25 protein-coding genes are annotated in these 24,364 nt (G+C 67.9%); 13 read left to right on the top strand and 12 right to left on the bottom strand.

Annotated features, from left to right (window positions below; genetic code table 11):
- The first annotated feature begins 151 nt into the window (after positions 1-151).
- Complete coding sequence (locus ACLNGM_RS10950; protein ID WP_416358360.1) at positions 152-469, top strand: chorismate mutase; 318 nt, start codon at positions 152-154, stop codon at positions 467-469.
- Positions 466-1,020: a GNAT family N-acetyltransferase gene (locus ACLNGM_RS10945; protein ID WP_416358359.1), complete on the top strand. Its 555-nt coding sequence runs from the start codon at positions 466-468 to the stop codon at positions 1,018-1,020. The genes ACLNGM_RS10950 and ACLNGM_RS10945 overlap by 4 nt, the downstream gene beginning before the upstream one ends.
- Here the strand turns inward: ACLNGM_RS10945 and ACLNGM_RS10940 are convergent.
- Positions 1,017-1,466, bottom strand: coding sequence for a GatB/YqeY domain-containing protein (locus ACLNGM_RS10940; protein ID WP_416358358.1), 450 nt, complete (start codon positions 1,464-1,466; stop codon positions 1,017-1,019). The genes ACLNGM_RS10945 and ACLNGM_RS10940 overlap by 4 nt on opposite strands.
- Before the next feature lie 421 nt (positions 1,467-1,887).
- Between ACLNGM_RS10940 and carA the strand changes: the two genes are divergently transcribed.
- A complete protein-coding gene (gene carA, locus ACLNGM_RS10935; RefSeq protein ID WP_416358357.1) occupies positions 1,888-3,072 on the top strand; it encodes a glutamine-hydrolyzing carbamoyl-phosphate synthase small subunit in 1,185 nt (394 codons plus the stop codon).
- A 97-nt stretch (positions 3,073-3,169) separates the two neighbouring features.
- Here the strand turns inward: carA and ACLNGM_RS10930 are convergent, their stop codons facing one another.
- On the bottom strand, positions 3,170-3,307 hold the full coding sequence (locus tag ACLNGM_RS10930; protein ID WP_156369312.1) for a hypothetical protein: 138 nt from the start codon (positions 3,305-3,307) through the stop codon (positions 3,170-3,172).
- Between the two features lie 224 nt (positions 3,308-3,531).
- On the opposite strand from ACLNGM_RS10930, the gene ACLNGM_RS10925 reads away from it, so the two are divergent.
- From ACLNGM_RS10925 to ACLNGM_RS10900, 6 genes are all read left to right on the top strand, one after another.
- On the top strand, positions 3,532-3,816 hold the full coding sequence (locus tag ACLNGM_RS10925) for a helix-turn-helix domain-containing protein (RefSeq protein ID WP_416358356.1): 285 nt from the start codon (positions 3,532-3,534) through the stop codon (positions 3,814-3,816).
- A 131-nt stretch (positions 3,817-3,947) separates the two neighbouring features.
- Positions 3,948-7,379: a carbamoyl-phosphate synthase large subunit gene (carB, locus tag ACLNGM_RS10920; RefSeq protein ID WP_416358355.1), complete on the top strand. Its 3,432-nt coding sequence runs from the start codon at positions 3,948-3,950 to the stop codon at positions 7,377-7,379.
- A gap of 172 nt (positions 7,380-7,551) precedes the next feature.
- Positions 7,552-8,025, top strand: coding sequence for a transcription elongation factor GreA (greA, locus tag ACLNGM_RS10915; protein WP_090960944.1), 474 nt, complete (start codon positions 7,552-7,554; stop codon positions 8,023-8,025).
- Positions 8,026-8,044: 19 nt separating this feature from the next.
- Complete coding sequence (locus ACLNGM_RS10910; RefSeq protein ID WP_416358354.1) at positions 8,045-8,308, top strand: BrnT family toxin; 264 nt, start codon at positions 8,045-8,047, stop codon at positions 8,306-8,308.
- Positions 8,295-8,510 carry a type II toxin-antitoxin system BrnA family antitoxin gene (gene brnA / locus ACLNGM_RS10905; RefSeq protein WP_416358353.1) on the top strand — a complete coding sequence of 72 codons (216 nt, stop codon included), beginning with the start codon at positions 8,295-8,297 and terminating at the stop codon, positions 8,508-8,510. The genes ACLNGM_RS10910 and brnA overlap by 14 nt, the downstream gene beginning before the upstream one ends.
- Positions 8,511-8,556: 46 nt before the next feature.
- On the top strand, positions 8,557-9,627 hold the full coding sequence (locus ACLNGM_RS10900) for a glycosyltransferase family 4 protein (protein ID WP_416358352.1): 1,071 nt from the start codon (positions 8,557-8,559) through the stop codon (positions 9,625-9,627).
- Here ACLNGM_RS10900 and ACLNGM_RS10895 read toward each other — a convergent pair.
- The 4 genes from ACLNGM_RS10895 to ACLNGM_RS10880 all read right to left on the bottom strand — a co-directional run bounded on the left by ACLNGM_RS10895 (position 9,600) and on the right by ACLNGM_RS10880 (position 14,118).
- Positions 9,600-9,977, bottom strand: coding sequence for a hypothetical protein (locus tag ACLNGM_RS10895; RefSeq protein ID WP_416358351.1), 378 nt, complete (start codon positions 9,975-9,977; stop codon positions 9,600-9,602). The genes ACLNGM_RS10900 and ACLNGM_RS10895 overlap by 28 nt on opposite strands.
- Before the next feature lie 15 nt (positions 9,978-9,992).
- Positions 9,993-10,778 carry a glycosyltransferase family 25 protein gene (locus ACLNGM_RS10890; protein WP_416358350.1) on the bottom strand — a complete coding sequence of 262 codons (786 nt, stop codon included), beginning with the start codon at positions 10,776-10,778 and terminating at the stop codon, positions 9,993-9,995.
- Positions 10,778-12,175: a TrkH family potassium uptake protein gene (locus ACLNGM_RS10885; RefSeq protein WP_416358428.1), complete on the bottom strand. Its 1,398-nt coding sequence runs from the start codon at positions 12,173-12,175 to the stop codon at positions 10,778-10,780. The genes ACLNGM_RS10890 and ACLNGM_RS10885 overlap by 1 nt, the downstream gene beginning before the upstream one ends.
- Positions 12,176-12,327: 152 nt before the next feature.
- Positions 12,328-14,118: an ABC transporter ATP-binding protein gene (locus ACLNGM_RS10880; RefSeq protein ID WP_416358349.1), complete on the bottom strand. Its 1,791-nt coding sequence runs from the start codon at positions 14,116-14,118 to the stop codon at positions 12,328-12,330.
- A gap of 382 nt (positions 14,119-14,500) precedes the next feature.
- Between ACLNGM_RS10880 and trxB the strand changes: the two genes are divergently transcribed.
- The 3 genes from trxB (at position 14,501) to chrA (ending at position 17,938) form a co-directional block, all read left to right on the top strand.
- A complete protein-coding gene (gene trxB, locus ACLNGM_RS10875; RefSeq protein ID WP_416358348.1) occupies positions 14,501-15,472 on the top strand; it encodes a thioredoxin-disulfide reductase in 972 nt (323 codons plus the stop codon).
- A 38-nt stretch (positions 15,473-15,510) separates the two neighbouring features.
- Positions 15,511-16,407 (top strand): LysR family transcriptional regulator, encoded by an 897-nt coding sequence (locus ACLNGM_RS10870; protein WP_294641645.1) that lies wholly within the window; start codon positions 15,511-15,513, stop codon positions 16,405-16,407.
- Positions 16,408-16,726: 319 nt separating this feature from the next.
- Positions 16,727-17,938 (top strand): chromate efflux transporter, encoded by a 1,212-nt coding sequence (gene chrA, locus ACLNGM_RS10865; protein ID WP_416358347.1) that lies wholly within the window; start codon positions 16,727-16,729, stop codon positions 17,936-17,938.
- 54 nt (positions 17,939-17,992) lie between these two features.
- Here chrA and ACLNGM_RS10860 read toward each other — a convergent pair whose 3' ends face one another.
- From ACLNGM_RS10860 to ACLNGM_RS10850, 3 genes are all read right to left on the bottom strand, one after another.
- Entirely contained in the window at positions 17,993-19,198 is a 1,206-nt protein-coding gene (locus ACLNGM_RS10860; protein ID WP_416358346.1) for a pyridoxal phosphate-dependent aminotransferase, read from the bottom strand.
- 230 nt (positions 19,199-19,428) lie between these two features.
- Positions 19,429-19,911 carry a PRC-barrel domain-containing protein gene (locus tag ACLNGM_RS10855; protein ID WP_416358345.1) on the bottom strand — a complete coding sequence of 161 codons (483 nt, stop codon included), beginning with the start codon at positions 19,909-19,911 and terminating at the stop codon, positions 19,429-19,431.
- 115 nt (positions 19,912-20,026) lie between these two features.
- Positions 20,027-21,043, bottom strand: coding sequence for a DUF1176 domain-containing protein (locus ACLNGM_RS10850; RefSeq protein WP_416358344.1), 1,017 nt, complete (start codon positions 21,041-21,043; stop codon positions 20,027-20,029).
- 136 nt (positions 21,044-21,179) lie between these two features.
- Between ACLNGM_RS10850 and ACLNGM_RS10845 the strand changes: the two genes are divergently transcribed.
- Positions 21,180-21,575 carry an acyl-CoA thioesterase gene (locus ACLNGM_RS10845; RefSeq protein WP_090960978.1) on the top strand — a complete coding sequence of 132 codons (396 nt, stop codon included), beginning with the start codon at positions 21,180-21,182 and terminating at the stop codon, positions 21,573-21,575.
- Between the two features lie 75 nt (positions 21,576-21,650).
- On the opposite strand, the gene ACLNGM_RS10840 is transcribed toward ACLNGM_RS10845, so the two are convergent.
- From ACLNGM_RS10840 to ACLNGM_RS10830, 3 genes are all read right to left on the bottom strand, one after another.
- Positions 21,651-22,292 (bottom strand): hypothetical protein, encoded by a 642-nt coding sequence (locus ACLNGM_RS10840; RefSeq protein ID WP_416358343.1) that lies wholly within the window; start codon positions 22,290-22,292, stop codon positions 21,651-21,653.
- 118 nt (positions 22,293-22,410) lie between these two features.
- The gene (locus ACLNGM_RS10835; RefSeq protein WP_416358342.1) at positions 22,411-23,583 is read right to left on the bottom strand and encodes an extensin family protein; all 1,173 of its coding nucleotides are present in this window, start codon (positions 23,581-23,583) and stop codon (positions 22,411-22,413) included.
- A 259-nt stretch (positions 23,584-23,842) separates the two neighbouring features.
- Positions 23,843-24,313 carry a DUF805 domain-containing protein gene (locus tag ACLNGM_RS10830; RefSeq protein ID WP_416358341.1) on the bottom strand — a complete coding sequence of 157 codons (471 nt, stop codon included), beginning with the start codon at positions 24,311-24,313 and terminating at the stop codon, positions 23,843-23,845.
- Positions 24,314-24,364: the final 51 nt, after the last annotated feature.

Raw genomic sequence — 24,364 nt, 5'->3', positions numbered from 1 at the left:
GGTTCATATCGGCTCACGCGGCGCCGAATGCCATAGGTTTCGCGTGATCCGCCGCTTGTCCACCTCGTTCCACAGGCGCCGTCCGGCTTTGACGGATCGTGGCCGGGCGCTTAATCCAGAGGCCGGAGAGAAACGCCGGACACCAGAGCCCATGGACCAGACCCCCGCCATCCTGCCCGAGCTGCAGTCGCTGCGGAACTCGATCGACAACATCGACGCGGCGATCGTCCACATGCTGGCCGAGCGCTTCCGCTGCACCCAGCGCGTCGGCGTCCTGAAGGCGGAAAACGACCTGCCGCCGGCCGACCCGGCGCGCGAGAAGCGGCAGGTGGCGCGGCTGCGCGAGCTTGCGGCCTCGGCCCAGCTCGACCCGGATTTCGCCGAGAAGTACCTCGCCTTCGTGGTGCGCGAGGTGATCCGCTACCACGAGGCGGCGGCGCGAGAACTTGCGGAGAAGTCCGCGGTATGAGCGCCGAGACCTTCGACCCCGGTGCGACGCTCACCGGGCCGCACCTGACCGTGCGAAAGCTCGTGCCGGGCGACCTCGACGGCCTCCACGCGGCAGCGTCCGATCCCGAAATCTGGGCGGGACATCCCGCAAAGGACCGCTGGAAGCGCGAGGTGTTCGAGCCGTTCTTCGCGACGCTCGTCGCGCTCGGCGGCGCGGTCGCGGTGGAGGACCGCCAGGAGGGCCGGATCGTCGGCGGATCGCGGTTTTACGTGCCGCCCGACCAGCCCGGCTCGATCGCGATCGGCTTTACCTTCCTCGACCGCAGCCATTGGGGCGGCCCGGCGAACTTCGAGCTGAAGACGCTGATGCTGACCCACGCCTTCCGGCATTTCGGCGAGGTCTGGTTCCACATCGCGCCGAGCAACATCCGCTCGCAGAAGGCGACCGCCAAGCTCGGGGCGGTGCACGCCTACGACGCGCGGCTCGACCTGTCGGGCCAGCCGACGGACTGGCAGTGCCATCGGCTCGCGAAGGCGGACTGGGAAAAGGTGCTCGCGGCGCGCGGCTAGCTGAGGAGCCCGCGCATCACGCTGCCGGCCTCGATGAGGTTCAGCTTGTCCTGATAGCGCTCCTTCAGGGCGTTCATGCAGCGGCCGACGTCGCGCAGCCCCTTGGAGCCGGTGTCGGACACGATCTGCCGACACGCCGCCTCGATCTCGCCGCTCGGCACGGGCGCCGGAAGCAGGCTGCGGATCATCGCGGCGGTGGCCTGTTCGGCATTGGCCTCGTCGATCCGCCCCGCCTCGCGCAGCGTCGTCTCGGCGCTCTCGCGGTGGCGGATCATGCAGTGGAGGAAGCCCACGATGTCGGCGTCCTCGGGGCGGCCCTTGCCGGCCTCGCGGAACGCGGCCTCCTTGTCCTTGAGACCAGCCGCGACCAGCCGAAGCGTCGCGATGCGGCGTTTGTCGCCGCTGGTCATGGCCGCCTGCAATGCGTCTGCGATCTGGTCGCGCATTCCAACTCGTCCTGTTCGTCCACGCGGGCGCCTTTGCGGCGCTCTCCTGCGCGGATCGATCCCCTCCCGTCCGAGACGGACGAGAATGATCGTGTCAGCTTGTGGGAAAATGGTGTGTTTTCGGATGACCGGAAGCGGTCCGCAGCCTTGGCGCCTGTTGAATCCCGTGGATAACTCGAGCCGTTCACCGATCATCGCGCGGCTCTGCCGGCCGCCGCGATCAAGGTTGATGAAGGATTAATGACGGCTGCGGGCTTTGGCAAGCGCATGCGTGCCATGCTCCACAGTCATGCTTGGAGGCACCTTCCGGCGACGGGAAGGGTTGCGCCCGAAGGCCGATGGCGCGATATGGACGCTCCGGAAGGGTGCGCCCGCGCTCCATGCGCCGATGGCCCCCGAAGGACCTCAAGGAGTAGAGACGATGAGCGACGCCTGGACGCAGAGGAAGCCCACGGCCCTGCTCGTGCTGGCCGACGGCACGGTGGTCGAGGGCGACGGCATCGGCGCGGTGGGCGAGGCGCTCGGCGAGGTCTGCTTCAACACGTCGCTCACCGGCTACCAGGAGATCCTCACCGATCCCTCCTACGCCAAGCAGATCGTCACCTTCACCTTCCCCCACATCGGCAATGTCGGCGCCAACGACGAGGACATCGAAGACCTCGTGCCCGACAACACGATCGGCGCGGTCGGCGCGATCTTCCGGGCCGAGGTGTCGGCGCCGTCGAACTATCGCTCGGCCGGCGGCCTCGACGCTTGGCTGAAGAAGCGCGGCGTCGTCGCGCTGTCGGGCGTCGACACGCGCGCGCTCACTGCGCTCATCCGCGACAAGGGCATGCCCAACGCCGTGATTGCGCACAACCCGGACGGCGTCTTCGACATCGAGGCGCTGCGCGCCAAGGCCGCCGCCTGGAGCGGGCTCGTTGGCCTCGACCTCGCGCAGGACGCCGGATCGAAGCAGGAGGACGCCTGGGTCGAGGGTCCCTGGTCGTGGAACCGGGGCTACGATGCGGGCCGCGAGCCGGCCTACACGATCGTCGCGATCGACTACGGCGCCAAGCGCAACATCCTGCGCCTGATGTCGGGCCACGGTGCGCGCGTCGTGATCGTGCCGCCGACGGCCTCGGCCGCCGACGTCCTGAAGCACGAGCCGGACGGCATCTTCCTGTCGAACGGCCCGGGCGACCCGGCGGCGACCGGCCAATACGCCGTGCCGGTGATCCGGGAACTCGCCAAGTCCGGCATCCCGATGTTCGGCATCTGCCTCGGCCACCAGCTCCTCGCGCTGGCGCTCGGCGGGCGCACAGAGAAGATGCACCAGGGCCATCACGGCGCGAACCATCCGGTGAAGGACTTCACGACCGGCAAGGTCGAGATCGTGTCGATGAACCACGGCTTCGCGGTCGCGGCGGACACGCTGCCCGACAGCGTCGAGGAAACGCATGTCTCGCTCTTCGACGGCACCAATTGCGGCCTGCGCATGAAGGACGCCCCGGTGTTCTCGGTGCAGCATCACCCGGAAGCCTCGCCGGGCCCGCAGGACTCGCACTACCTCTTCGCCCGCTTCTTCGAGATGATCGACGGGCACCGGACGAAGACCGCGGCCTGACCGCAGACAAAGAGCCAGAAACGAATAAGGGCGCCGGAGTGGATCCGGCGCCCTTACTCGTTTTCGCCCCCCTTGGACGATGGTCTCGTGCTGGACGTCATGCAGCCTTGAACAAGTGGAGAACGCGGCGGACCATCGCATGGATGCCGCAGCTGAACGTGGCGTGGCGGTGGAGATCGTCGCGGCCGCGGTCGGCGCCGAGGGCGGAGCGGCTGACGATGAGGTCGGCAAGCATCGGGTCTATTCCTTTCGGGTTGTCAGTCCTCGCTGATCGAAGGTCGAACGGGCCTTCACGATGTTAAGATATGCACTCTGTGCGCTTTTGGAATATGCGAAAGGCGCACGATGTGCATTTTTCTTGTGCCGTCTGACTGTTCTGGTTACGGGTCGGAGCCGGCATGACGAATCATGCGCTTCGAAGTTTAAGCCGGGCTGAACGGCCGAAATCGAATGGATTCGATGATGGATTCCGAAAGCTTCCGCGACTGGCGCCGGTCCATGGGCTGGAAGCAGAAGGACGCCGCGGACCGTCTCGGCCTGAAGAAGCGGGTCATCCAGTACTACGAGAAGGGCGACCGCGACGGAAAGCGCGTGGAGATCCCGCTGACCGTCGAGCTTGCCTGCCTCGCGCTGTCGATGGGCGTGCGCCATTACGACGGCCGCCCCCTGCCCCGGAGCGCCGCCGATCTTGCGGGCCGCGCACGCCCTGCCGCCGATCCATCCACAATCGCGTCGATCGACTGACGGTTCACCCTTTCGCAGCGCGACGGGTTTGCCTATAAGCCGGCCTTAGCCTGAAGAATGCCTCGCCCCAGACCCTCGTCCGCTCCCCGCGGCCGGGGCCATCCGCGCGCACGAAACAAAGACGGACCGCCATGCCCAAACGCGACGACCTCAAGACGATCCTCATCATCGGCGCGGGTCCGATCATCATCGGTCAGGCGTGCGAGTTCGACTATTCCGGCACGCAGGCCTGCAAGGCGCTGCGCGACGAGGGCTACCGGATCGTCCTGGTCAATTCGAACCCGGCGACGATCATGACCGATCCCGATCTCGCCGACGCCACCTATATCGAGCCGATCACGCCCGACGTCGTCGCCAAGATCATCGCCAAGGAGCGGCCGGACGCGATCCTGCCGACGATGGGCGGCCAGACCGCGCTCAACACCGCGCTGTCGCTGAAGCGCATGGGTGTCCTCGACAAGTACAATGTCGAGATGATCGGCGCCGATGCGACGGCGATCGACAAGGCCGAGGACCGGGCCCTGTTCCGCGAGGCGATGGCCAAGATCGGGCTGGAGACGCCCAAAAGCTATCTCGCCAACGCGACGGAGGCCAAGCAGGCCGACCGCCTCGCGCACGAGGAGAAGCGCGCCGAGACGATCCGCTCGACCGAAGCCGGCCCTGCGCGCGACGAGGCGCTCAGCCAGCTCGAGACCGAATGGAACCTCGGCGAGACCGACCGCAAGCAGCGCTACATGGCGCGCGCGATGGGCGCCGCGGCCGAGGCGCTGGAGCATGTTGGCCTGCCCGCCATTATCCGCCCGTCCTTCACGATGGGCGGCACGGGCGGCGGCATCGCCTACAACCGCTCGGAGTTCTTCGAGATCATCGAGGGCGGCCTCGACGCCTCGCCGACGACCGAGGTGCTGATCGAGGAGTCGGTGCTCGGCTGGAAGGAATACGAGATGGAAGTCGTCCGCGACCGCGCGGACAACTGCATCATCGTCTGCTCCATCGAGAACGTCGATCCGATGGGCGTCCACACGGGCGACTCGATCACCGTCGCGCCGGCGCTCACGCTGACCGACAAAGAATACCAGATCATGCGCAACGCCTCGATCGCGGTCCTGCGCGAGATCGGCGTCGAGACGGGCGGCTCCAACGTCCAGTTCGCGGTGAATCCGGAGAACGGCCGCCTCGTCGTCATCGAGATGAACCCGCGCGTCTCGCGCTCGTCGGCGCTGGCCTCCAAGGCGACCGGTTTCCCGATCGCCAAGATCGCCGCCAAGCTCGCGGTCGGCTATACGCTGGACGAACTGAAGAACGACATCACCGGCGGCGCGACCCCGGCCTCGTTCGAGCCGACGATCGACTACGTCGTCACCAAGATCCCGCGCTTCGCCTTCGAGAAGTTCCCGGGCGCCTCGCCGGTCCTGACCACCGCGATGAAGTCGGTCGGCGAAGTGATGGCGATCGGCCGGACCTTCGAGGAATCTCTGCAGAAGGCGCTGCGCGGTCTCGAGACCGGCCTCGACGGCCTCGATGAGATCGAGATTCCGGGCCTCGGCGAGGGCGACGACAAGAACGCGATCCGCGCCGCGCTCGGCGTCCCGACGCCGGACCGGCTGCGCATGGTCGCCCAGGCGTTGCGCGAAGGCGCGACCAAGGAGCAGGTCCACCGCTCCTCCAAGATCGATCCGTGGTTCATCGACCGCTTCCAGGCGATCATCGACCTCGAAACCCGCGTCCGTGAGCACGGCCTGCCCCAGGACGTCGACAACCTGCGCTTCCTGAAGTCGGCGGGCTTCTCCGACGCGCGCCTTGCCAAGCTGTCGGGCCAGTCCGAGGCCGAGGTGAAGGCGCTGCGCGAGCGGCAGGGCGTGCACCCCGTCTTCAAGCGCATCGACACCTGTGCGGCCGAGTTCGCCTCGCCCACCCCCTACATGTACTCGACCTACGAGCGGCCCTTCGCGGGCGAGGTGCGCTCCGAAGCCGGCGTGTCGGACCGCAAGAAGGTCGTCATTCTCGGCGGCGGCCCGAACCGCATCGGTCAGGGCATCGAGTTCGACTACTGCTGCTGCCACGCCGCGTTCGCGCTGCGCGACGCCGGCCTCGAAGCCATTATGGTCAACTGCAATCCCGAGACGGTCTCGACCGACTACGACACGTCGGACCGCCTCTACTTCGAGCCGCTGACGGCCGAGGATGTCCTGGAGATCCTGCGCGTCGAGAAGTCGCGCGGCACGCTGCACGGCGTCATCGTTCAGTTCGGCGGCCAGACGCCGCTGAAGCTCGCGGAAGCGCTCGAAGAGGCCGGCATTCCCATCCTCGGCACCTCGCCGGACGCGATCGACCTTGCCGAGGACCGCGACCGCTTCCAGAAGCTCCTGCACGACCTGAACCTGCGCCAGCCCAACAACGGCATCGCCCGCTCGGTCGAGGAGGCGCGCACGATCGTCGAGCGGATCGGCTATCCCGTCGTCATCCGCCCGTCCTACGTGCTCGGCGGGCGCGCGATGGAGATCGTGCGCGGCGACACGCAGTTCGAGCGCTACATGAAGGAGGCCGTCGTCGTCTCCGGCAAGTCGCCGGTGCTGATCGACAGCTACCTGTCGGACGCGACCGAGGTCGACGTCGACTGCCTTTCCGACGGCACCGACACGTTCGTCGCCGGCATCATGGAGCATATCGAGGAGGCTGGCATCCACTCGGGCGACTCGGCCTGCTCGCTCCCGGTCCACTCGCTCAGCCGGGAGATCACCGACGAGCTGGAGCGCCAGACCCGCGAAATGGCTCTCGCCCTCAAGGTCGGCGGCCTGATGAACGTGCAGTTCGCCATCAAGGACGGTGACATCTACGTCCTCGAGGTAAACCCGCGCGCCTCGCGCACCGTGCCCTTCGTCGCCAAGACGGTCGGTTCGCCGATCGCCAAGATCGCCGCGCGCATCATGGCGGGCGAGACGCTGGATGCGGCCTTCGCGGCCTACGGCGGCAAGCCGGACGTAAAGAACTTGCAACACATCGCGGTCAAGGAAGCCGTCTTTCCCTTCGCGCGCTTCCCCGGCGTCGACACGCTGCTCGGCCCCGAGATGCGCTCGACGGGCGAGGTCATGGGCCTCGATCGCGGCTACGCGCTGGCGTTTGCCAAGTCCCAGCTCGGCGCGTCGGTCGACCTGCCGCGCGACGGCACGCTGTTCGTCTCAGTGCGCAACGGCGACAAGGAGAAGATGCTGCCGACCGTGCGCCGGATGGCCGAACTCGGCTTCCGCATCTCGGCGACCGAGGGCACGCACAGGTTCCTTGCCGGCCACGGGATCGAGGCCGAGAAGGTCAACAAGGTGCTTGAAGGCCGCCCGCATATCGAGGATGCTATCCGCAACCGGCAGGTGCAGGTGGTGCTCAACACGACGGAGGGCGCCAAGGCTCTGTCGGACTCCCGGTCGCTGCGTCGCGCCGCCCTCATGCACAAGGTGCCGTACTATACGACGCTGGCCGGCATGGAGGCTGCCGCCGAGGCGATCGCGGCCCTGAAGGCCGGCAGCCTTGAAGTTCGGTCCCTGCAATCCTACTTCTCGGCAGCCTGATTTCAGGGAGGCCCGCAGCCTTCCGGCTCAGGCCTCATGCATGTGTTCCGGCTGGTCCCCGCTGGGGTCCGGCCGTTCTTATGTCCTGCCCGGTGCACGTGCGTCCGGGTCGGTCTTCACGAGAGAGCGTCCGGCTCTAGGCCGGATGCCGCGACAGGTAAGGGTTGAGGGCATGGAAAAGGTCCCGATGACGAGTGCCGGCTTCGAGTCCCTGAAGGAGGAACTCCGCCGCCGTCAGCAGGAGGAGCGTCCGCGCATCGTCGAGGCCATCTCCGAGGCGCGCGCCCATGGCGACCTGTCGGAGAACGCCGAGTACCATTCCGCCAAGGAAGCGCAGAGCCTGAACGAGGGCCGGATTTCCGAACTCGAGGACCTGACGGCCCGCGCCGAGGTGATCGACGTCTCCAAGCTTTCGGGCGACCGGGTGAAGTTCGGCGCGACGGTCAAGCTCGTCGACGAGGACACCGAGGAGGAGAAGGTCTACCAAATCGTCGGCGACCAGGAAGCCGACGTGAAGCAGGGCCGCATCTCGATCTCCTCCCCCATCGCCCGCGCCCTGATCGGCAAGGGCGAAGGCGACACCGTGGAAGTCGCCGCCCCCGGCGGCGCGCGCTCCTACGAGATCCTCGAACTGCGTTGGGTCTGAGCTGACGGGGTCGTTCGCGATGCGATTCGAGTACGATCCCGAAAAAAGCATCTCGAACCTTGCCAAGCATGGGATCGACTTCGACGAAGCGAAGCGCCTCTGGGATGACCCCCGTCTGTTCGTGTTCAAGGTCCAGACAGAAAACGAACTTCGCCTCATAGGCATCGGACGGATCGGCGATCTTGATTGGTCGGCGATCTTTACGCCGCGAAACGGAGGCATACGCCTTATATCGGTAAGGCGGTCGCGCAAGTTGGAGGTGGAACGCTATGAAGGCCAGTGATTTCGACCGAGCCTTCGACGACGGTGACGACATCGAAGCCTATGTCGATTGGTCGACGGGCTATCGTCCGAACCTCGATCCCCAAAGGCTGGAAGTTGAATTCCCGCGATGGATGGTGGAAGGGCTCGATCGTCGGGCGAAAACGCTCGGCGTGAAGTCTGAAGATCTCATCAAGCTCTGGATCGCGGAAAAGCTCTCCTAAGCGATTGCGTCCGCCGAGGATGCCGCTTCTCAGAAACGGCGGATGGATGAACGTCGAGCCAGACCTCGTGAGCGCTTCTGACATCCTCGTCGTCGCCCCCAACTTCAAGCGCCGTCTGTCCGGCGTCACCTCCACCATCGTCCAGCTGGTCCCCGAACAAGCCAAGCGCCTGCCCATCGCAGCGCTCGGCCCTGGCCTGCCTGCCCATCTGCCGAGGCTGCGCTGGCGCGACCTGCCGCTCCTCTGGCGACGTCCCGCCCATAAGCCCTTCCGCATCTGGCATGCCCGCCGCAACGTCGAGATGCTGCCCGGCATCGTTCTGCGCGACCTTCTACGCATGCCGCTGCGCCTCGTCTTCACCTCCGCCTCGCAGCGGCGCCACACCGGCTACACCCGCTGGCTGATCGACCGGATGGACGCGGTGATCGCGACCTCGGCGCGGTCGGGTGCCTATCTCATCGTGCCCCATACCGTGATCCACCACGGCATCGACCTCAATCGCTTCAGCCCCTATCCCGAAGGCGGGGCGGGCGCGCGCGGCGAGCTTGGCCTCGACCCGGCCCGGCAGACCATCGGCTGCTTCGGCCGCGTGCGGCATCAGAAGGGCACCGATCTCTTCGTCGATGCCATGATCGCGCTCCTGCCTCGCCGCCCCGACTGGCAGGCCGTCGTCGCCGGCCGAGCGACCGCGGAACATGTCGCGTTCGAGACCGAACTGAAGCGCAAAATCGCAGCCGCCGGCCTGTCGGACCGCATCCTCTTCGTCGGCGAGCATCGCGACATCGAGCGCTGGTACCGCGCGCTCGACCTCTTCGTCGCGCCCCAGCGCTGGGAGGGCTTCGGCCTGACGCCGATGGAGGCCATGTCCTGCGGCGTGCCGGTGGTGGCCGCCGATGTCGGCGTCTTCTCCGACGTCGTGACGGACGGCTGCGGCACGATCGTTCCGCCGGATGACCTGCCGGCGCTCGCGGCCGCCATCGAACCCTTCCTCGACGACGAGCCGAGCCGCGCGCAGGCGGCCGACACCGCCCTCGCCAAGTCCCGCGCCGAGTTCGCCCTCGCCCGCGAAGCCGACGAGATCATCGCCGTCTATGAGAGCTTGTGGGCCGCCAGTTGATTTCGAACGTGCTGGTTTCGTTCCCGGATCTCGCCCTCCGAGAGAACCGTTCCGAACGCGTTCACTTCGATCCTGGCTGCCAACATCTGCTCCGCGCTGAGATCGACATCCAGCAGCAGCATAAGATGCTTCTCGTTCCGAACGCCCACGACATTACGTCTGTTCTTTGGCCTGTAGATCGTTCCCCTTAAGGAGTGAGAAACTCCATTTCTTGTGTCGATCCGGCATTCCACATGACGATACTGGTCGAATTCGACATGATCCGGAATGCCTTCGGAGCGGAAGAACTGGATCAGGTATGTGTCCTCTCCAATAGGGAGAATATCGACCTCCCGCGACCTCAACTCCATCGATCCAACACGCCCTTAAACAAAGTCGTTCCAGTCTAACGTCGTCCGCTCGTACCGCGCCATGCCCAGCCGCATCATGTGATAGCGCGCGAGCCCGACCTGCGTGCCGATCCTGCGCAGGAGAAACGGCCAGTTCTCGCGGCGGAGGCTGGAGCGCTTGCGGCCGGCCTGGATCGAGGTCGCCGGATCGACGCCGGCCTTCAGCCCTCGCGCCTCCAGGATATGCGCCTGCACGACGAGCGCCGGCTCCGCCTGCCAGGAGGCGAGCCCCGCGAAGCCGTGCAGGAAGGCGTCCACCGGCGCCGCGCCGCGCCGCGCCGTTCGATCCAGCAGCTTGACCGCCCCCGACGGCCAGAGGAGGTAGCCGGCCGAGCCCGACTTGTCGCGGAACATGCGACGCACCGCGACGCCGTCGCCGAGCACCGTCGCCCGCCGCGCGGCGAAGCGCCTGCGGTCGAAGCTCTCGAGATTGAGAAAGTCCGCGCCCGCGAACGATGCCAGCACCGGCAGCGCGGCCCCGATCCGTCGCGACAGCACCGCGTCGTCCTCCAGCACCAACACCGGCCCGCTCGCCCGCGCAACCTCCCCCCAGATCGCGTGGTGCGACAGGAAACAGCCGAGCTCCGGCCCGCTCAGGGGCCGCTCCCAGCGCCCGTTCAGTCGCGCGTCCACGTCGGCGGAGATATCCCCCATCTCCACCGCCCGCACACGCTCCAGCGGGAGGCCGAGCCGCGCCCCCTGGCGCTCCATGAAGGCGCGGCGCTCCACCGCCCGGTCGAGATTGATGAACACCGCCCGCATCAGTCCCTCCAAAAACCCGGCGACAGGATCACGAGCACGGTGACGATCTCGAGCCGCCCAATCAGCATCAGGAACGACAGGATCCAGAGCGCGGGCGCCGACAGCGAGGAGAAGTTGCCCGCGGGCCCGACGACCTGCCCGAAGCCCGGTCCGACATTGCCGACCGCCGTCAGCGAGGCGGAGAAGGCGGTCAGGAGTTCGAGCCCGCAGATCGACAGCGCCGTGGTGCCGAGAAGCAGCGACAGGAAGAACAGGAAGATGAAGATCGTGACGCTCTGCAGCGTCTCGATCGAGATGTCGTCGTGGCCGTATTTCAGCCGCTGGACGGAATGGGGGCGGATCACGCGCGCGAAGTTCGCCCGCATCAGCGCATAGAGGATGATGATCCGGTTGACCTTGATGCCGCCGGCCGTCGACCCCGCGCAGCCGCCGATGAACATGGCGAGGAAGAAGATGCCGATCGCCGCGTTCGACCAGAGCGTGAAGTCCTCCGACACGAAGCCGGTGGTGGTGATGACCGACACGAGGTTGAAGGTGGACGACAGAAGCGCCTCACGGAGCGGCACCTCGTTGATCACGACGCGCGTCACCGCCAGCGCCAGCGACAGGACCACGCACAGGACGAGGAACAACGCCACCTGCGGATCGCGCCAGCGCTGGAAGCGCCTAGGCAGGAAGATGCGGATGTAGAGCACGAAGGGCAGCGAGCCGGCGATCATGAACACCGTCGCCACCATCAGGATCGCGTCGCTCTGGAAGAAGCCGAGGCTCTCGTCGTGGGTGGAGAAACCGCCCGTCGCCAGCGTCGACATCGCATGGTTGAACGCGTCGAAGAGGCTCATGCCGAGCGCGAAATAGAGCATCGCGCAGACCAGCGTCATCACGCCGTAGACGGCGACGATGCCCGACGCGAGCTGGCTGACGCGCGGCAGGAGCTTGCCGGAGCGGTCGGAACTTTCCAGCTGGAAGAGTGCCATCCCGCCGACGCGAAGCGACGGCAGGATCAGGAGCGCCATGCCGATGATCCCGATGCCGCCGAGGAGATTGAGGAGCGAGCGCCAGAGGAGCAGCCCGCGCGGCAGGGCGTCGAGGCCGGACAGCGCCGTCGCGCCGGTCGTGGTCAGCCCCGACATGGCCTCGAACACGGCAGCCGCAAACGACAGTTCCGTCTCGGCGAAGTAGAGCGGCAGCGACGCCGTGACGGTCGAGACCAGCCAGATCGTCGTCACCAGCAGGAACCCGAAACGCGGTGTCGGGCGCACGCTCGCGCCCCGCGTCGCGACGGCGATCAGCGTACAGACCGCACCGACGACCCCGCCGGTGCCGACGAAGACGACCCAGTCGCGGTTGCCGTCGGACAGGTCGACCAGCGCCGGCAGAAGCATCGCTCCCGACAGGATCAGCCCGAAGATCGCGGCCACATGGCTGATGGTCCTGACGATGGCCCTGCTTCCCCGACGAGCGGCCGCGCCGCCCCGCCGGCCGAACCTTCCCTGCTTCTAGAGGTCGGGGCGCGGGGGAGACAAGCCGTCCCCCCGCGCCGCCGCGATCATCCCCCGATCATGCCGGCCGACTGCTGCTCGACCAGCGCGCGGTAGAGGCCGCCGGAGCGCAGCATCAGCTCGGCCGGCGCGCCGTCCTCGACGATCCGCCCCCGGTCGAAGACCAGGATGCGGTCGAGCGAGCGCACGGTCGACAGCCGATGCGCGATGACCAAAGCGGTTCGCCCGGTCATCAGCCGCTCGGTCGCCGCCTGGATGAGGTGCTCGGACTGCGAATCCAGCGCCGAGGTCGCCTCGTCGAGGACGAGGATCGGCGCATCCGCCAGGAAGGCGCGGGCGAGCGCGATCCGCTGGCGCTCGCCGCCCGAGAGCTTCACGCCCCGTTCGCCGACCAGCGTGTCGTAGCCATCGGGCATCCGGGCGATGAAGGCGTCGGCATGGGCGAGCCGCGCCGCCGCCTCGATCTCGCCGCGCGTCGCCTCCGGCCGGGCATAGGCGATGTTCTCGGCGAGCGTCCGGTGAAACAGAATCGATTCCTGCGGCACCACCGCGATCCGCCGCCGCAGCGAGACCTGAGCGACCGCGGCCACGTCCTGCCCATCGACGAGCACCCGGCCGCCCGCCACGTCGTGCAGCCGCTGGATGAGCTTGACGAAGGTCGTCTTGCCGGAGCCCGAGGGCCCGACCAGCCCGACGCGCTGTCCGGCGGGGATCGCGACCGACAGCCCGTCGTAGAGCGGCGTCGCGTGGGCGCCGTAGTGGAAGCGCACGTCCTCGAAGCGGATGGCGCCCGGCCCCAGCACGATGGCGGGCGCGTTCGGGGCATCGCGCACCTCCGGCCGTTCGTCGTTCAGATCGACCAGCTCCTCCAGTTCGTTGACCGAGCGCTGGAGGTTGTTGACGTGCATGCCGATGTCGCGGAGGTAGCCGTGCAGCACGAAGTAGGTCGTCAGGATGTAGGTGACGTCGCCGGGCGAAGCCTCGCCGCGCCACCACAGGAGAACGGCGACGCCCGCGATGCCGACTCGGATGCCCCAGAGCACCACGGTCTGCAGCGTGCCGAGCCAGGTGCCGCGCATCCAGGTGCGACGCGTGCCGATCGCCCAGGCGCCGAGCGCATCGCCGAGCCGCGCCTCCTCGCGCGCCTCCGCGCCGAACGCCTTGACGACGCCGTTGCAGGCAAGCGCGTCGGCGATGACGCCGCCGACCCGCGTGTCGAGCCGGTTGGAGATGCGCGAGATCGGCGCGACCCAGCGCGTCGACAGGACGACGGTCATCGCGACGTAGAGGACGGCGCCGGTTCCCATCGCGAGCCCCATCACCGGCCACTGCACGCTGAGAAGCGCGACGGTCCCCACCAGCACCACCATCGAGGGCAGGAGCGCGAGGAGCAGGATGTCGTGCAGGAGGTCGAGCGCCCACATGCCGCGCGTGATCTGCCGCACCACCGAGCCGGAGAAGCTGTTGGCGTGCCAGCTGGCTGAGAAGTGCTGCACTCGGCCGAACGTCCCCTCCCCGACGCGCCGCATGATGCGCAGCGTCATCGGCACGACGCTCGCCCAGGCGCAGTGGCGGGCGACGACGAAGACGATGCCGAGCGCGGCCATCGCGCCCAAGGCGTGTAGCGCCGAGCCGAGCTCGCGCGTCTCCCCGGTCGCCGACAGCGCATCGACGAGACGCCCGGCGTAGAACGGAATGAGGATGTCGGCGAGCGTCGCCAGCGTGATGCAGCCGGCGACCGAGAAGGCCAGCGGGCACTCGTCCCGCCAGTTGGAGACGGTGAAGGATAGCGTTCTGCGAATCGCGCCCGCGCGATCGGCCTTGGTGGTCACGGACATGGCTCGACTACGGCAACGGATGCCGTCCCTGCCCCACGCGGCGCATCAAGGGCGCCTCGGGGCGTTCGATCGAAAGAAAGTGGCCGGCGGAGCCGGCGCGACGGGTGGCGGAGGAGCGCTCAGGCCTGAGGCGGGAGCGGTCGCAGTCCGGCAGGGCGAAGGATCGACGGATGGATGTTCATGCGCCCTCCCTTCGGGTTCGTCGCGGAAAGAGCGGGGACCATAGCGACGGGGCCGAATCGCGTCCAGCCCGCGCGGCGTTCGATGGGGATGTGTTGCGCCGGCGCAACGGATCGTGTTGTGGGCTTGCCGCCGGTGATCTATTGAAGACGACAGGGGTTGCGCCCATGTCCGGCGCGGTAACGGAAGCCAGAGTCTCGTCATGACCCAGCGCCACGCGGAAATTCTCGTCATCGGCTCCGGCCCGGCCGGATACACGGCCGCAATCTATGCCGCGCGCGCCATGATGAAGCCGCTTCTCGTCGCCGGCCTGCAGGAGGGCGGACAGCTCACCATCACCTCCGACGTCGAGAACTATCCCGGCTATCGCGACCCGATCGCCGGCCCGTTCCTGATGGAGGAGATGAAGCAGCAGGCGCTCAACGTCGGCGCCGAAATGGCGTCCGACCTGATCGTCGAGGCCGACCTGTCGCGCCGCCCGTTCTCGTTCCGGGGCGACAGCGGCACGACCTATACGGCGGATGCCGTCATCATCGCGACCGGCGCGCAGGCCCGCTGGCTCGGCCTCGAGTCGGAAGCCGCCTTCCAGGGCTTCGGCGTCTCGGCCTGCGCCACGTGCGACGGCTTCTTCTATCGCGGCAAGGACGTGGTTGTGGTCGGCGGCGGCAACACGGCCGTCGAGGAAGCGCTATATCTTTCGAACATCGCCAGGTCCGTCACCGTCGTGCACCGTCGCGACGGGTTCCGTGCCGAGCGCATCCTGCAGAACCGCCTGTTCGCCAAGGACAACGTCAAGGTCGTCTGGAACGCGGAGGTCGCCGAGGTCCTTGGCAACCTCAAGCCGATGAAGTCGGTGACGGGCGTGCGCCTGCGCGACCGCGTTTCGGGGGAAACGCACGACATCGCGACCGACGGCGTCTTCGTCGCCATCGGCCATGCGCCGGCGACCGAGGTCTTCGGCAACCAGCTCCGCCAGAAGGACGGCGGCTATCTCTGGGTCGAGCCGGGCACGACCCGCACCTCGATCGAGGGCGTGTTCGCGGCCGGCGACGTCGCGGACGACGTGTTCCGGCAGGCGGTCACCGCGGCCGGGCTCGGCTGCATGGCGGCGCTCGAGGCCGAGCGCTGGCTGACCGCACAGGCCGTGACCGAAACACGGCAAGCCGCCGAATAACGACGAACTCTTGAGGCTTCGGGGGAGGCTGGGGATCAATGGCGCTCGACTGGGACAAGCTGCGGATCTTTCACGCAGCCGCCGAAGCCGGGTCGTTCACCCATGCCGCGAACGTCCTGAACCTGTCGCAGTCCGCGATCTCGCGTCAGGTGGCGGCACTGGAGCAGGAGATCGGCGCGCCGCTCTTCCACCGGCACGCGCGCGGCCTCGTCCTCTCCGAGCCGGGTGAGCTGCTCTACCAGACCGCGACCGACGTCCTGAAGCGCCTGGAAACGGTGCGCATGCAGCTGACGGAAACGCGCGAGAAGCCGCAGGGCAAGTTGCGCGTCACCACGACGGTCGGCCTTGGCTCCGGCTGGCTGACGCAGCGCGCGCAGGAGTTTTTGGAGCTCTACCCCGAACTCGAGCTCCAGCTCGTCTTCGACAACGAGGAGATCGACCTCACGATGCGCAAGGCGGACGCGGCGATCCGCCTGCGCCAGCCGCAGCAGCCCGATCTCATCCAGCGCCGCCTCTTCACGGTGCATCTCCACGTCTACGCCGCGCCGAGCTACCTCGCGCGCTACGGCACGCCGGAGACGAGCGACGATCTCGACCGGCACCGGATCATCACCTTCGGCGAACCGGCGCCGAACTACCTGCGCAACCTCAACGCGCTGGAGACCGCAGGGCTTCCCGAAGGCCAGAGCCGCGCGCCGATCCTGCAGATCAACAACCTGATGGCGATGAAGTCGGCGATCGAGCGCGGCATCGGCCTCGCGCTTCTGCCCGACTATATGATCGACAAGGACACCAAGCTGGTTCAGGTCCTGCCGGACCTCGATCTCGCGTCCTTCGACACCTACCTCTGCTATCCCGAGCAGCTGCGCGACGCCGCCAAGCTGAAGGTCTTCCGCGACTTCCTGATCGGCAAGGCGCGCACTTGGTCCTACTGACGGCTGACAGGCCCCGGCCGTCCGCTCGCGTGAAGGCACAAGGCTTCGAAGTGTTGCATGCGCTCACCGCATGCCTGACATGTCGAATGAACGATGGTCCTGCGTCATCGCTCCTCTATAACTCTTATCAGTCGGGTCGCGGAGGGCTTACCTCCTCCCAAGCTGCTTCGCTCCCGACTGTTTCCTCCCAAGGGTTTGCTTTTTCGAAAGCCCCTTATTTTTCGGCCGGGTTCTTCGTGAGCCCGGCTTTTTTCTTGCCCGCATCCAAGCATCGCACGATCGTCACCGGCCTTTCGTCGAACCGTCGTAAGACCGCGCCATGACCACGCAAACGCTCGACCGGCCGAACAGCGTCGGCGCCGTCTTCGGCGCGTTCCTCGTTCTCGGCCTCACCTCGTTCGGCGGCCCGATCGCCCATCTCGGCTACTTCCGCCGCGCCTTCGTCGAGAAGCGACGCTGGCTGGACGATGCGTCCTATGCCGATCTCGTCGCGCTCTGCCAGTTCCTGCCGGGGCCGACGTCGAGCCAGGTGGGCTTTGCCATCGGCCTCGCTCGCGCCGGCCCGCTTGGCGCGCTCGCCGCCTTCTCCGGCTTCACGCTCCCGTCGGCGCTTCTCATGTTCGCCGCCGCGCTCGGCGCAGCCAACATCGAGGGTCCGTTCGGCGCGGCGCTCCTCCACGGGTTGAAGCTCGCGGCGGTCGCGGTCGTCGCCGACGCGGTGCTCGGCATGGCGCGGACGCTGACACCCGATCTGCCCCGCCGCGTGATCGCGCTCCTCGCCGCGGCGATCGTGCTTCTCGTCGCAAGCGCCTTCGCACAGGTTCTGGCGATCGCCTTCGGCGCGCTTGCCTACCGCCTGCTCGGCCACCCCGCCGCCCTTCCGCCCGCGACGCCGACCCGCGACGTCGGCATCCACCCCCGCGCCGCCTTCGTCGCCATCGCGCTCTTTGCCGCGCTCGCGATCGTGCCGCCGCTCCTTGCCGCGGACGGCGGGCATCCGTTGTTGGACCTCTTCGACGCCTTCTTCCGCAGCGGCTCGCTGGTGTTCGGTGGTGGCCATGTCGTCCTGCCGCTTCTGGAAGCCGAGCTTGTCGCGCCCGGCTGGCTCGACATGTCCACCTTTCTTGCCGGTTATGGCGCGGCGCAGGCGATGCCGGGTCCGCTTTTCACCGTCGCGGCCTTCCTCGGCGCGCTCTCGGCGCCCGCCCCCTCGCCCGCTGTCGGTGCGGCGGTCGCGCTCGCCGCGATCTTTCTGCCGGGCTTCCTGCTTCTCCTCGCGGCCCTGCCCGCCTGGACCCGGCTTCGCGCCTCGCCGGCCGCCCGTGCCGCGCTCGCCGGCGCCAATGCCGCCGTGGTCGGCCTGCTCGCGGCCGCCCTCGTCGGACTGGTCTTCGGTGGCACGATCGCATCCCTCGCGGACGGGCTGATCGTCGCGCTCGCCTTCGCCGCGCTCCATGTCGCCCGACTGCCGCCGCTTCTCGTCGTCGCGGCAAGTGCGGGTGCCGCGCTGGTCGCCCAGTTTCTCGCATGAAAAAGGGCGGCGGATCGCTCCGCCGCCCCTCCCGAACTCAAGTCGTCGATGCGCTCAGCGCTGCAGGCTGCCGCAGAAGCGCTGGATGCGCGAGCAGGCTTCCTCGAGCAGCTCGTCCGAGGTCGCGTAAGACAGGCGGAAGTTCGGGCCGAGGCCGAACGCCGTGCCGTGGACGACCGCGACGCCCTCCTGCTCCAGAAGCGCGGTGACGAAATCCTCGTCGGTCTCGATCACCTTGCCGGCCTTGGTCTTCATGCCGATCGTGCCCTTGACCGACGGATAGACGTAGAACGCCCCCTCCGGCGACGGGCACTCGATGCCGCTTGCCTGGTTCAGCATCGACACGACGAGGTCGCGGCGGCGCTCGAACATGACGCGGTTCTTCGGGATGAAATCCTGGGTGCCGTTCAGCGCCTCGACCGCCGCCCACTGCGCGATCGAGCAGGCGCCCGAGGTCTGCTGGCCCTGGATCATGTCCATCGCCTTGATCAGCTTCAGCGGCCCACCGGCATAGCCGATGCGCCAGCCGGTCATCGCATAGGCCTTCGAGACGCCGTTGATCGTGATGGTGCGATCGTAGAGCGCCGGCTCGACCTGCGCGGGCGTGGCGAAGGTGAAGTCGCCGTAGACGAGGTGCTCGTACATGTCGTCGGTCATCACCCACACATGCTCGTGGCGCATGAGGACGTCCGTCAGGCGCTTCAGCTCGTCATGGGTGTAGGCCGCGCCCGTCGGGTTCGAGGGCGAATTGAACAGGAACCATTTGGTCTTCGGCGTGATCGCACGCTCCAGCGCTTCCGCCGTCAGCTTGAAGCCGTCCTCCTGGCGCGTCTCGACGATGACGGGCGTGCCGCCGCACAGCGACACCATCTCGGGATAGCTCACCCAGTAGGGCGCGGGGATGATGACCTCGTCGCCCGGGTTCAGCGTCGCCATGAAGGCGTTGAACAGGACATGCTTGCCACCGGTCGAGACGATCGTCTGCTCCGGCTTGTAGTCGAGGCCGTTCTCGCGCTTGAACTTCTGGGAGATCGCCTCGCGCAGCTGCGGGATGCCCGAGATCGGGGTGTACTTGGTCTCGCCGCGCGCGATGGCCTCGACGGCCGCCTGCTTGATGTTGTCGGGCGTGTCGAAGTCCGGTTCGCCGGCGCCCAGGCCGATGACATCCATTCCTTTCGCTTTCAGCTCCCGCGCCTTCTGCGACACGGCGATCGTGGCGGAAGGCTTCACGCGGTCGAGGGAAGCGGCGAGGAAGGCCATGGAACGGCTCCGTTCTGAACTGGCGAAGCGGGTCGGAAAGGGATCGCGAGCCCGGCCGGACCCGCTGCCGACCGAGGCGGGCGGACCCTAGTCGCGCACCGTGTGCGGCGCAAGATGAAAGGATGCGGTGCAGGCCGAACCCCACCGTCTTCCGCGCGGCGGGGTCTTGCGCGCACGAAAAAGGCCCGCATCGTCTCCGATGCGGGCCCGCTCGATCCGAGGATCGGGGATCAGTCGTGGTCGGGGAACACGGTGTCGAGATCAGTGTCCGGCGCGCTGGTCAGCGCCTCGCGCGTCAGCGTCGGGGCGCTGATGCGCATGTTGTTGCCGTCCATCGCCATCTGCAGTTCGGAGAAGTTGACGAGCACGTCCTTCTCGCCGATGCCGAGGAAGCCACCGACCTCGATCACGGCCGCCGCTACGGTGCCGTCCGAGTTGATGACGAAGTCCTCGATCTCGCCGATCTTCTCGTTGTTGGCGCCGTAGACGTCCTTGTCGTCGAGGTCGCTGGCGAGGTGGCTCATCGCCATCTGGCCGCTGGCCGGCGCCTGCACCGTGTAGAACGGACCGCCGGCAGCGGCCGTCGCGGGCGTCGTCGTGGTGGTCGCGGCCGGGGCCATCGTGCCACCCGTCGTCGTGGTGGTGGAGGTCTGCGCGAGCGCGGTGCCGGTCATCAGGGTGGCAACGCCGGCGGCGAGGACGAAGGACTTCATGAACAAACCTCTTGGCTGATATCTGCGACCAAAGCCCGCATGGGCCCGGCGCGTGTCAGCTAAAGGCGGCTCGTCGCGATCGGTTCCCACACCCCGGGACCCGATCGCGAACCTGTCATCTCCGCGGCCAGAGGAGCGGCCACGTGTCGGGCCCGTCGCCCGCCTCGCCGTCGCAGTCCTCCTTCTCGCGGGCTTCGACGAGCACGACCTGTCCCGTGTCGGGCTCCACGCGCCACGTGGAATAGCGCCCGCAGTCGCCGATCCCGCGGCCCTTGAAGAAGGACGACAGGACACCGCCGTCGAAATCGACGTTCCAGATCGAGAGGTCGGCGGTCGGCCCCTGCGTGGTCATCCAGACCAGCGGCACCGCGTCCGCACGCTTGTCGTCGTCCGAATACTGATAGAGCCTGGACGGGAAATTGTAGGCACCCGGCATGCCGCAGGCGATCACGTAGAGCCGCGATCCCGGACCGGCCGGCATGGAGAAGCCGAGTTCGGCGAGGTCGGCGAAGTCGCCCCGATCGGCGCAGTCGCCCGCGGCCTCCCAAAGCGTACGGACCGGGGCCGGAAGCTCGTCCGGCGATGCGATGTCGGCAGGCAGGCCGGTACGGTCGGGCAACGGCTTGTCGCCGCGATCGGTGAGGGCCGTTGCCGTTCCGATCCGTCCCTGGTCCTCGTCGATCCGGCGGAGCGAGGCTACGAGGCCCGACAGCGAGAACACCTGCTCCAATCGGCCCGCCGAGGTCTCCACCGAGGCGCGCACCGATCCGGCATCCCGCATTCCGGCGAGGAGGTCGCCGGCGACGGCTGGATCGGAACTGCGGATGCGGCCCGCCGCGTCGGCCTTGAACGAGGTTTGAGGAAGCGAGACGGACCGGCCGCCATCGATGGCGAGCGTGACAGGACCGCGAAGCGCCGCATCGAACGGGATCGACAGGACGAGACCGAGCGGCGCATCGGCCGCCGCCGCGCGCTCCAGGCCCAGCCCGTAGATCGAGGCGCCACCGGCCGCGAAGGTCGTCGCCGTGCAGCTGAGCCCCGGCGTGCACGTCACAGTCCAGTCGCGAAACGTGCCGCCGGTCTCGGCGGCGGCCGGCACGAGGCCGGTCCCAAGTGCGGCGCAGGCAAGCAAGCTTAGTCTCGATCTCATCCGCGTCCTCCCGACGAGCCCGCCGCAGGGTGCGCAGTCCGCACGCCCGATGACAAGGCGGTCGGCAAGCCCGCTCGATCTTTGTAGTGTCGGTTCAAACGAGAGGAGCGACCGCACGATGTCCGATTCGCCCGACAAGCCGACCGGCGACCTGATCATCCGGGTTCAGGCCATGCCCGCCGACAGCAATGCGGCCGGCGATATCTTCGGCGGCTGGGTCATGTCGCAGATGGATCTTGCGGCCGGCGTCCGCGGCGCCGAGCGGGTCGGCGGTCGCGTGGTGACGGCAGCGGTCCAGTCGCTCGCCTTCCGCAAGCCGGTGAAGATCGGCGACACGCTCTGCGTCTACGCGCGGATCGAGAAGGTCGGCCGCACGTCGGTGACGCTGCATGTCGAGGCCTGGGCCCGGCGCTATCTCTCACAGCGGCGCGAGCTCGTCACCGAAGGCAGCTTCGTGATGGTGGCACTCGACGCGGCGGGGCAGCCGACCCCGGTCCCGCCGGAACTCGACTGACCCGCCCAACGCGCAGATCCAGGAACGAAAACGCCCTCCGCGAAGGGAGGGCGTCCTGTCGAAAGGCTGTCGAGGTCAGTTTGCGGGGGCCGGCGCGGGCGGCGGCGGGGTCTCGCCGGCCGGCGGCGTCACGAGATCGGCCGGCGGCGGAGGAACCTGCGTCACCGGAGCCTCCGGGCCACCGGCGGCGGGGCCGCCGCGGGCCATGTCGCGCGCGGAATCGATGATCGGCTTCGCCGCCTCAATGCAGCTTGCGAAGGGCTCGTCGCCGCAGTCGACGCGGATCGTCTGACCGCCGCCGAGGCTGATCTCGAACCCGGCGCGCGGCGGCGGCGGGGGCGGCGGGCCACGGCGGCCTTCCGGACCATCCGGGCCGCGCATGCGGGGGCCACGGTCGTCCCGGTCGCGCGGACCCCGATCCTCACGGTCGCGCATCTCGGCGCGGTCGCGGTCCCGGCCCTTGTCCTTGTCATCGTCCTTCTTGCGGTCGCGATCTTCGTCACGATCGCGCTCGCGCGGACCGCGGTCATCCTCGCGGTCTTCTCGATCCATCGCCCAGCGATCGCCGCGGCGCACGTCGCGGATCGGCGGATCGCCACGGTCGTCACCACGCTCGACGCGCTCGAAGCGGTCGCCGTAATCGTCCATGTCCTGAGCGTGCGCCATGGGCGCCGTGGTGGCCATCAAGACGGCCACAAGGGTCAAGGGCTTCAGCATCAACCTGTCCTATGCCGGGCGTGCGGCGGCATACCGCACGCCGGCTGAAACGTGAGTCGTCGTGTTTCGTTGCCTGCGACGCGACATTACGTTGCGGAAACTAATTCCGGCTTCCCACCTACTTGCAGATCGGGCGCAGCCGCGTCTTGGAATCGAGATGCAGGTGGTCGGCATGGGCGCGGTTGTATCCGGGCCCGAGCACCGTGCCGAAATGCCGGCAGCTCGCCTGGCGGATCTGGGTCTGGAACGGCTTCTCGCGCCAGGCGAACACGCCCTTCGGTTCGACCTTCACCACCGATCCGTCCGCGAACCGGAAGCCCCCGACATCGAGCGCGTTGCCGCCGGCATGCTCCGAGATCGTGCGCGAGCCGGCAATGCGCGAACAGCGGTAGGACGAGAGGTTGATCAGCGCCGTCGGCTGTTTCCAGAGCTTCCAGCGCGCGGCGGGCTTCACGTCGTCCCGCAGCCAGCGCGCGACATTCAGGGCGGTCTGGCAGTTGAGCGTCGCTGGCGGCGACATGGCGATGCCCTTCACCGCCACGGTCACGCGCACCGGATCCTCGATCCCGCAGGCGCGCCCGGAGGACACAGGCGAGATGTCGGTGAAGCGCACGCCGAGCTTCTGGAGCTCGCGCCGGCACATCGCCTCGGAGCGCGCCACCGGGCGATAGCCGCTCGGCGTCTCGCTCTCCAGCGCGCCGCGCGGCGGGCGGGCGATCGGCGACAGCGGGCGGTCGCCGCCGAGCGAGGCCCAGCTCGGCACCGTGCTCTGACGCGCCGCCGGCCGCCGGGGTTTCGGCTCGGGCGGCGGTTCGACCTCGGGGTCCGTCAGCCCCTCCCAAGGATCGAAGCCGCTTTCGGGCAGCTCCGCCTCGGGCAGCGCGCCGCCGTCGTCGATGACCCGCGGCGCGGCGAGCGGCTGCAGCGCGGCCTCCTCCATCGCCGGCGGCGCCGCCTCCTGGACGGGATAGGTGCGTCCGTAGTCGCCCGGCCCGCGCTCGGCGCTCGGCTCCGGCGCGGCGTAGACGGGCTCGGGCACGGGATCGACGGCGGCCGGGCTCGGGGCGTAGGCCGGAAGATCGGCGCCCGGCACCGGCGCCGGCGGCACCGGCCCGCCCCAGACGAGGCGCGCGCCGGTCTGCGGATCGCGCGCGACGGGCAGTTCGCCCGGAATGTCGGCGGGGGGAACCGGCTTGAAATCCATGGCCCGCAGCGGGCGATCGGCGCTCGCCGCCGCGGACACGGCGACGGCGAGCGTGACGATACGCCATCCGGTTCGACTCGATACCATCCGGCTGGCCCTCAGTTCCGCGAAACTCGAGCGGACAAGACGGAGGATAGGGTCGGCTTGGTCAACGAATGATGAACGGGCGGGCCGGCATTCGCTTTAAAGACCGTCCGGCGCGTCTGCGGCGGAGAATCGGCTGAGCCTTTTTGTCACGCATGATGCGCCGAACGCAGTCGATGCGGGTGGCATCGGCGAGGATCGGTAACGAAATGGGGGAGGAAGGCACCGCCGAGCCGACCCGGCGGACTTATCGGACGGGCTCTTAGAGCTCGACCACGGGATTTCCGTCCAGCGCCGAGACAGGATCGACCAAAGGGTCCGAGCCATATCGATTGGGCCCGGCATCGCCTTGCAGGAAACCGCAGACGATGAGAAGGCAGATCGCGCCGACGACGGGCACGAAACCGATCAGGTTCCGCCAGCCCGACTTTCCCCGATCGTGCAGACGCTTCGTCTGGATCGCGAATGTCGCGTAGAGAAACGCCCGACCGAAAAGAAGTTGGACCACGAATAGAGACAGGTTGACCGGGTTGGAAAGTGGCGTCGCCATGACGGCCTCCGAAACCTCCACGCCATCGCGCACGACGGTCACGGTGGTCGTCTCGTATTGCTGGAAGAGACCGATCAGAAAGTTGAGCACGAAGCTGATAAGGGCGGCGATCAACGTCGCATACCAGTACCGTTTCCGCGCGATGCGTCCGTAGAAATCGAGAAACAACAGCCTGTAGTCCATCGACCTCGATCCTCATGACGCAGCGGAAGGTTCGCCCATACCCTGCGTAGC

Source organism: Aureimonas phyllosphaerae, from assembly GCF_047943035.1.
Classification (GTDB): Bacteria; Pseudomonadota; Alphaproteobacteria; order Rhizobiales; family Rhizobiaceae; genus Aureimonas; species Aureimonas phyllosphaerae.
The sequence above is the reverse complement of the archived record's forward strand: the minus strand, read 5'-3'. Positions and strand labels throughout refer to the sequence as shown.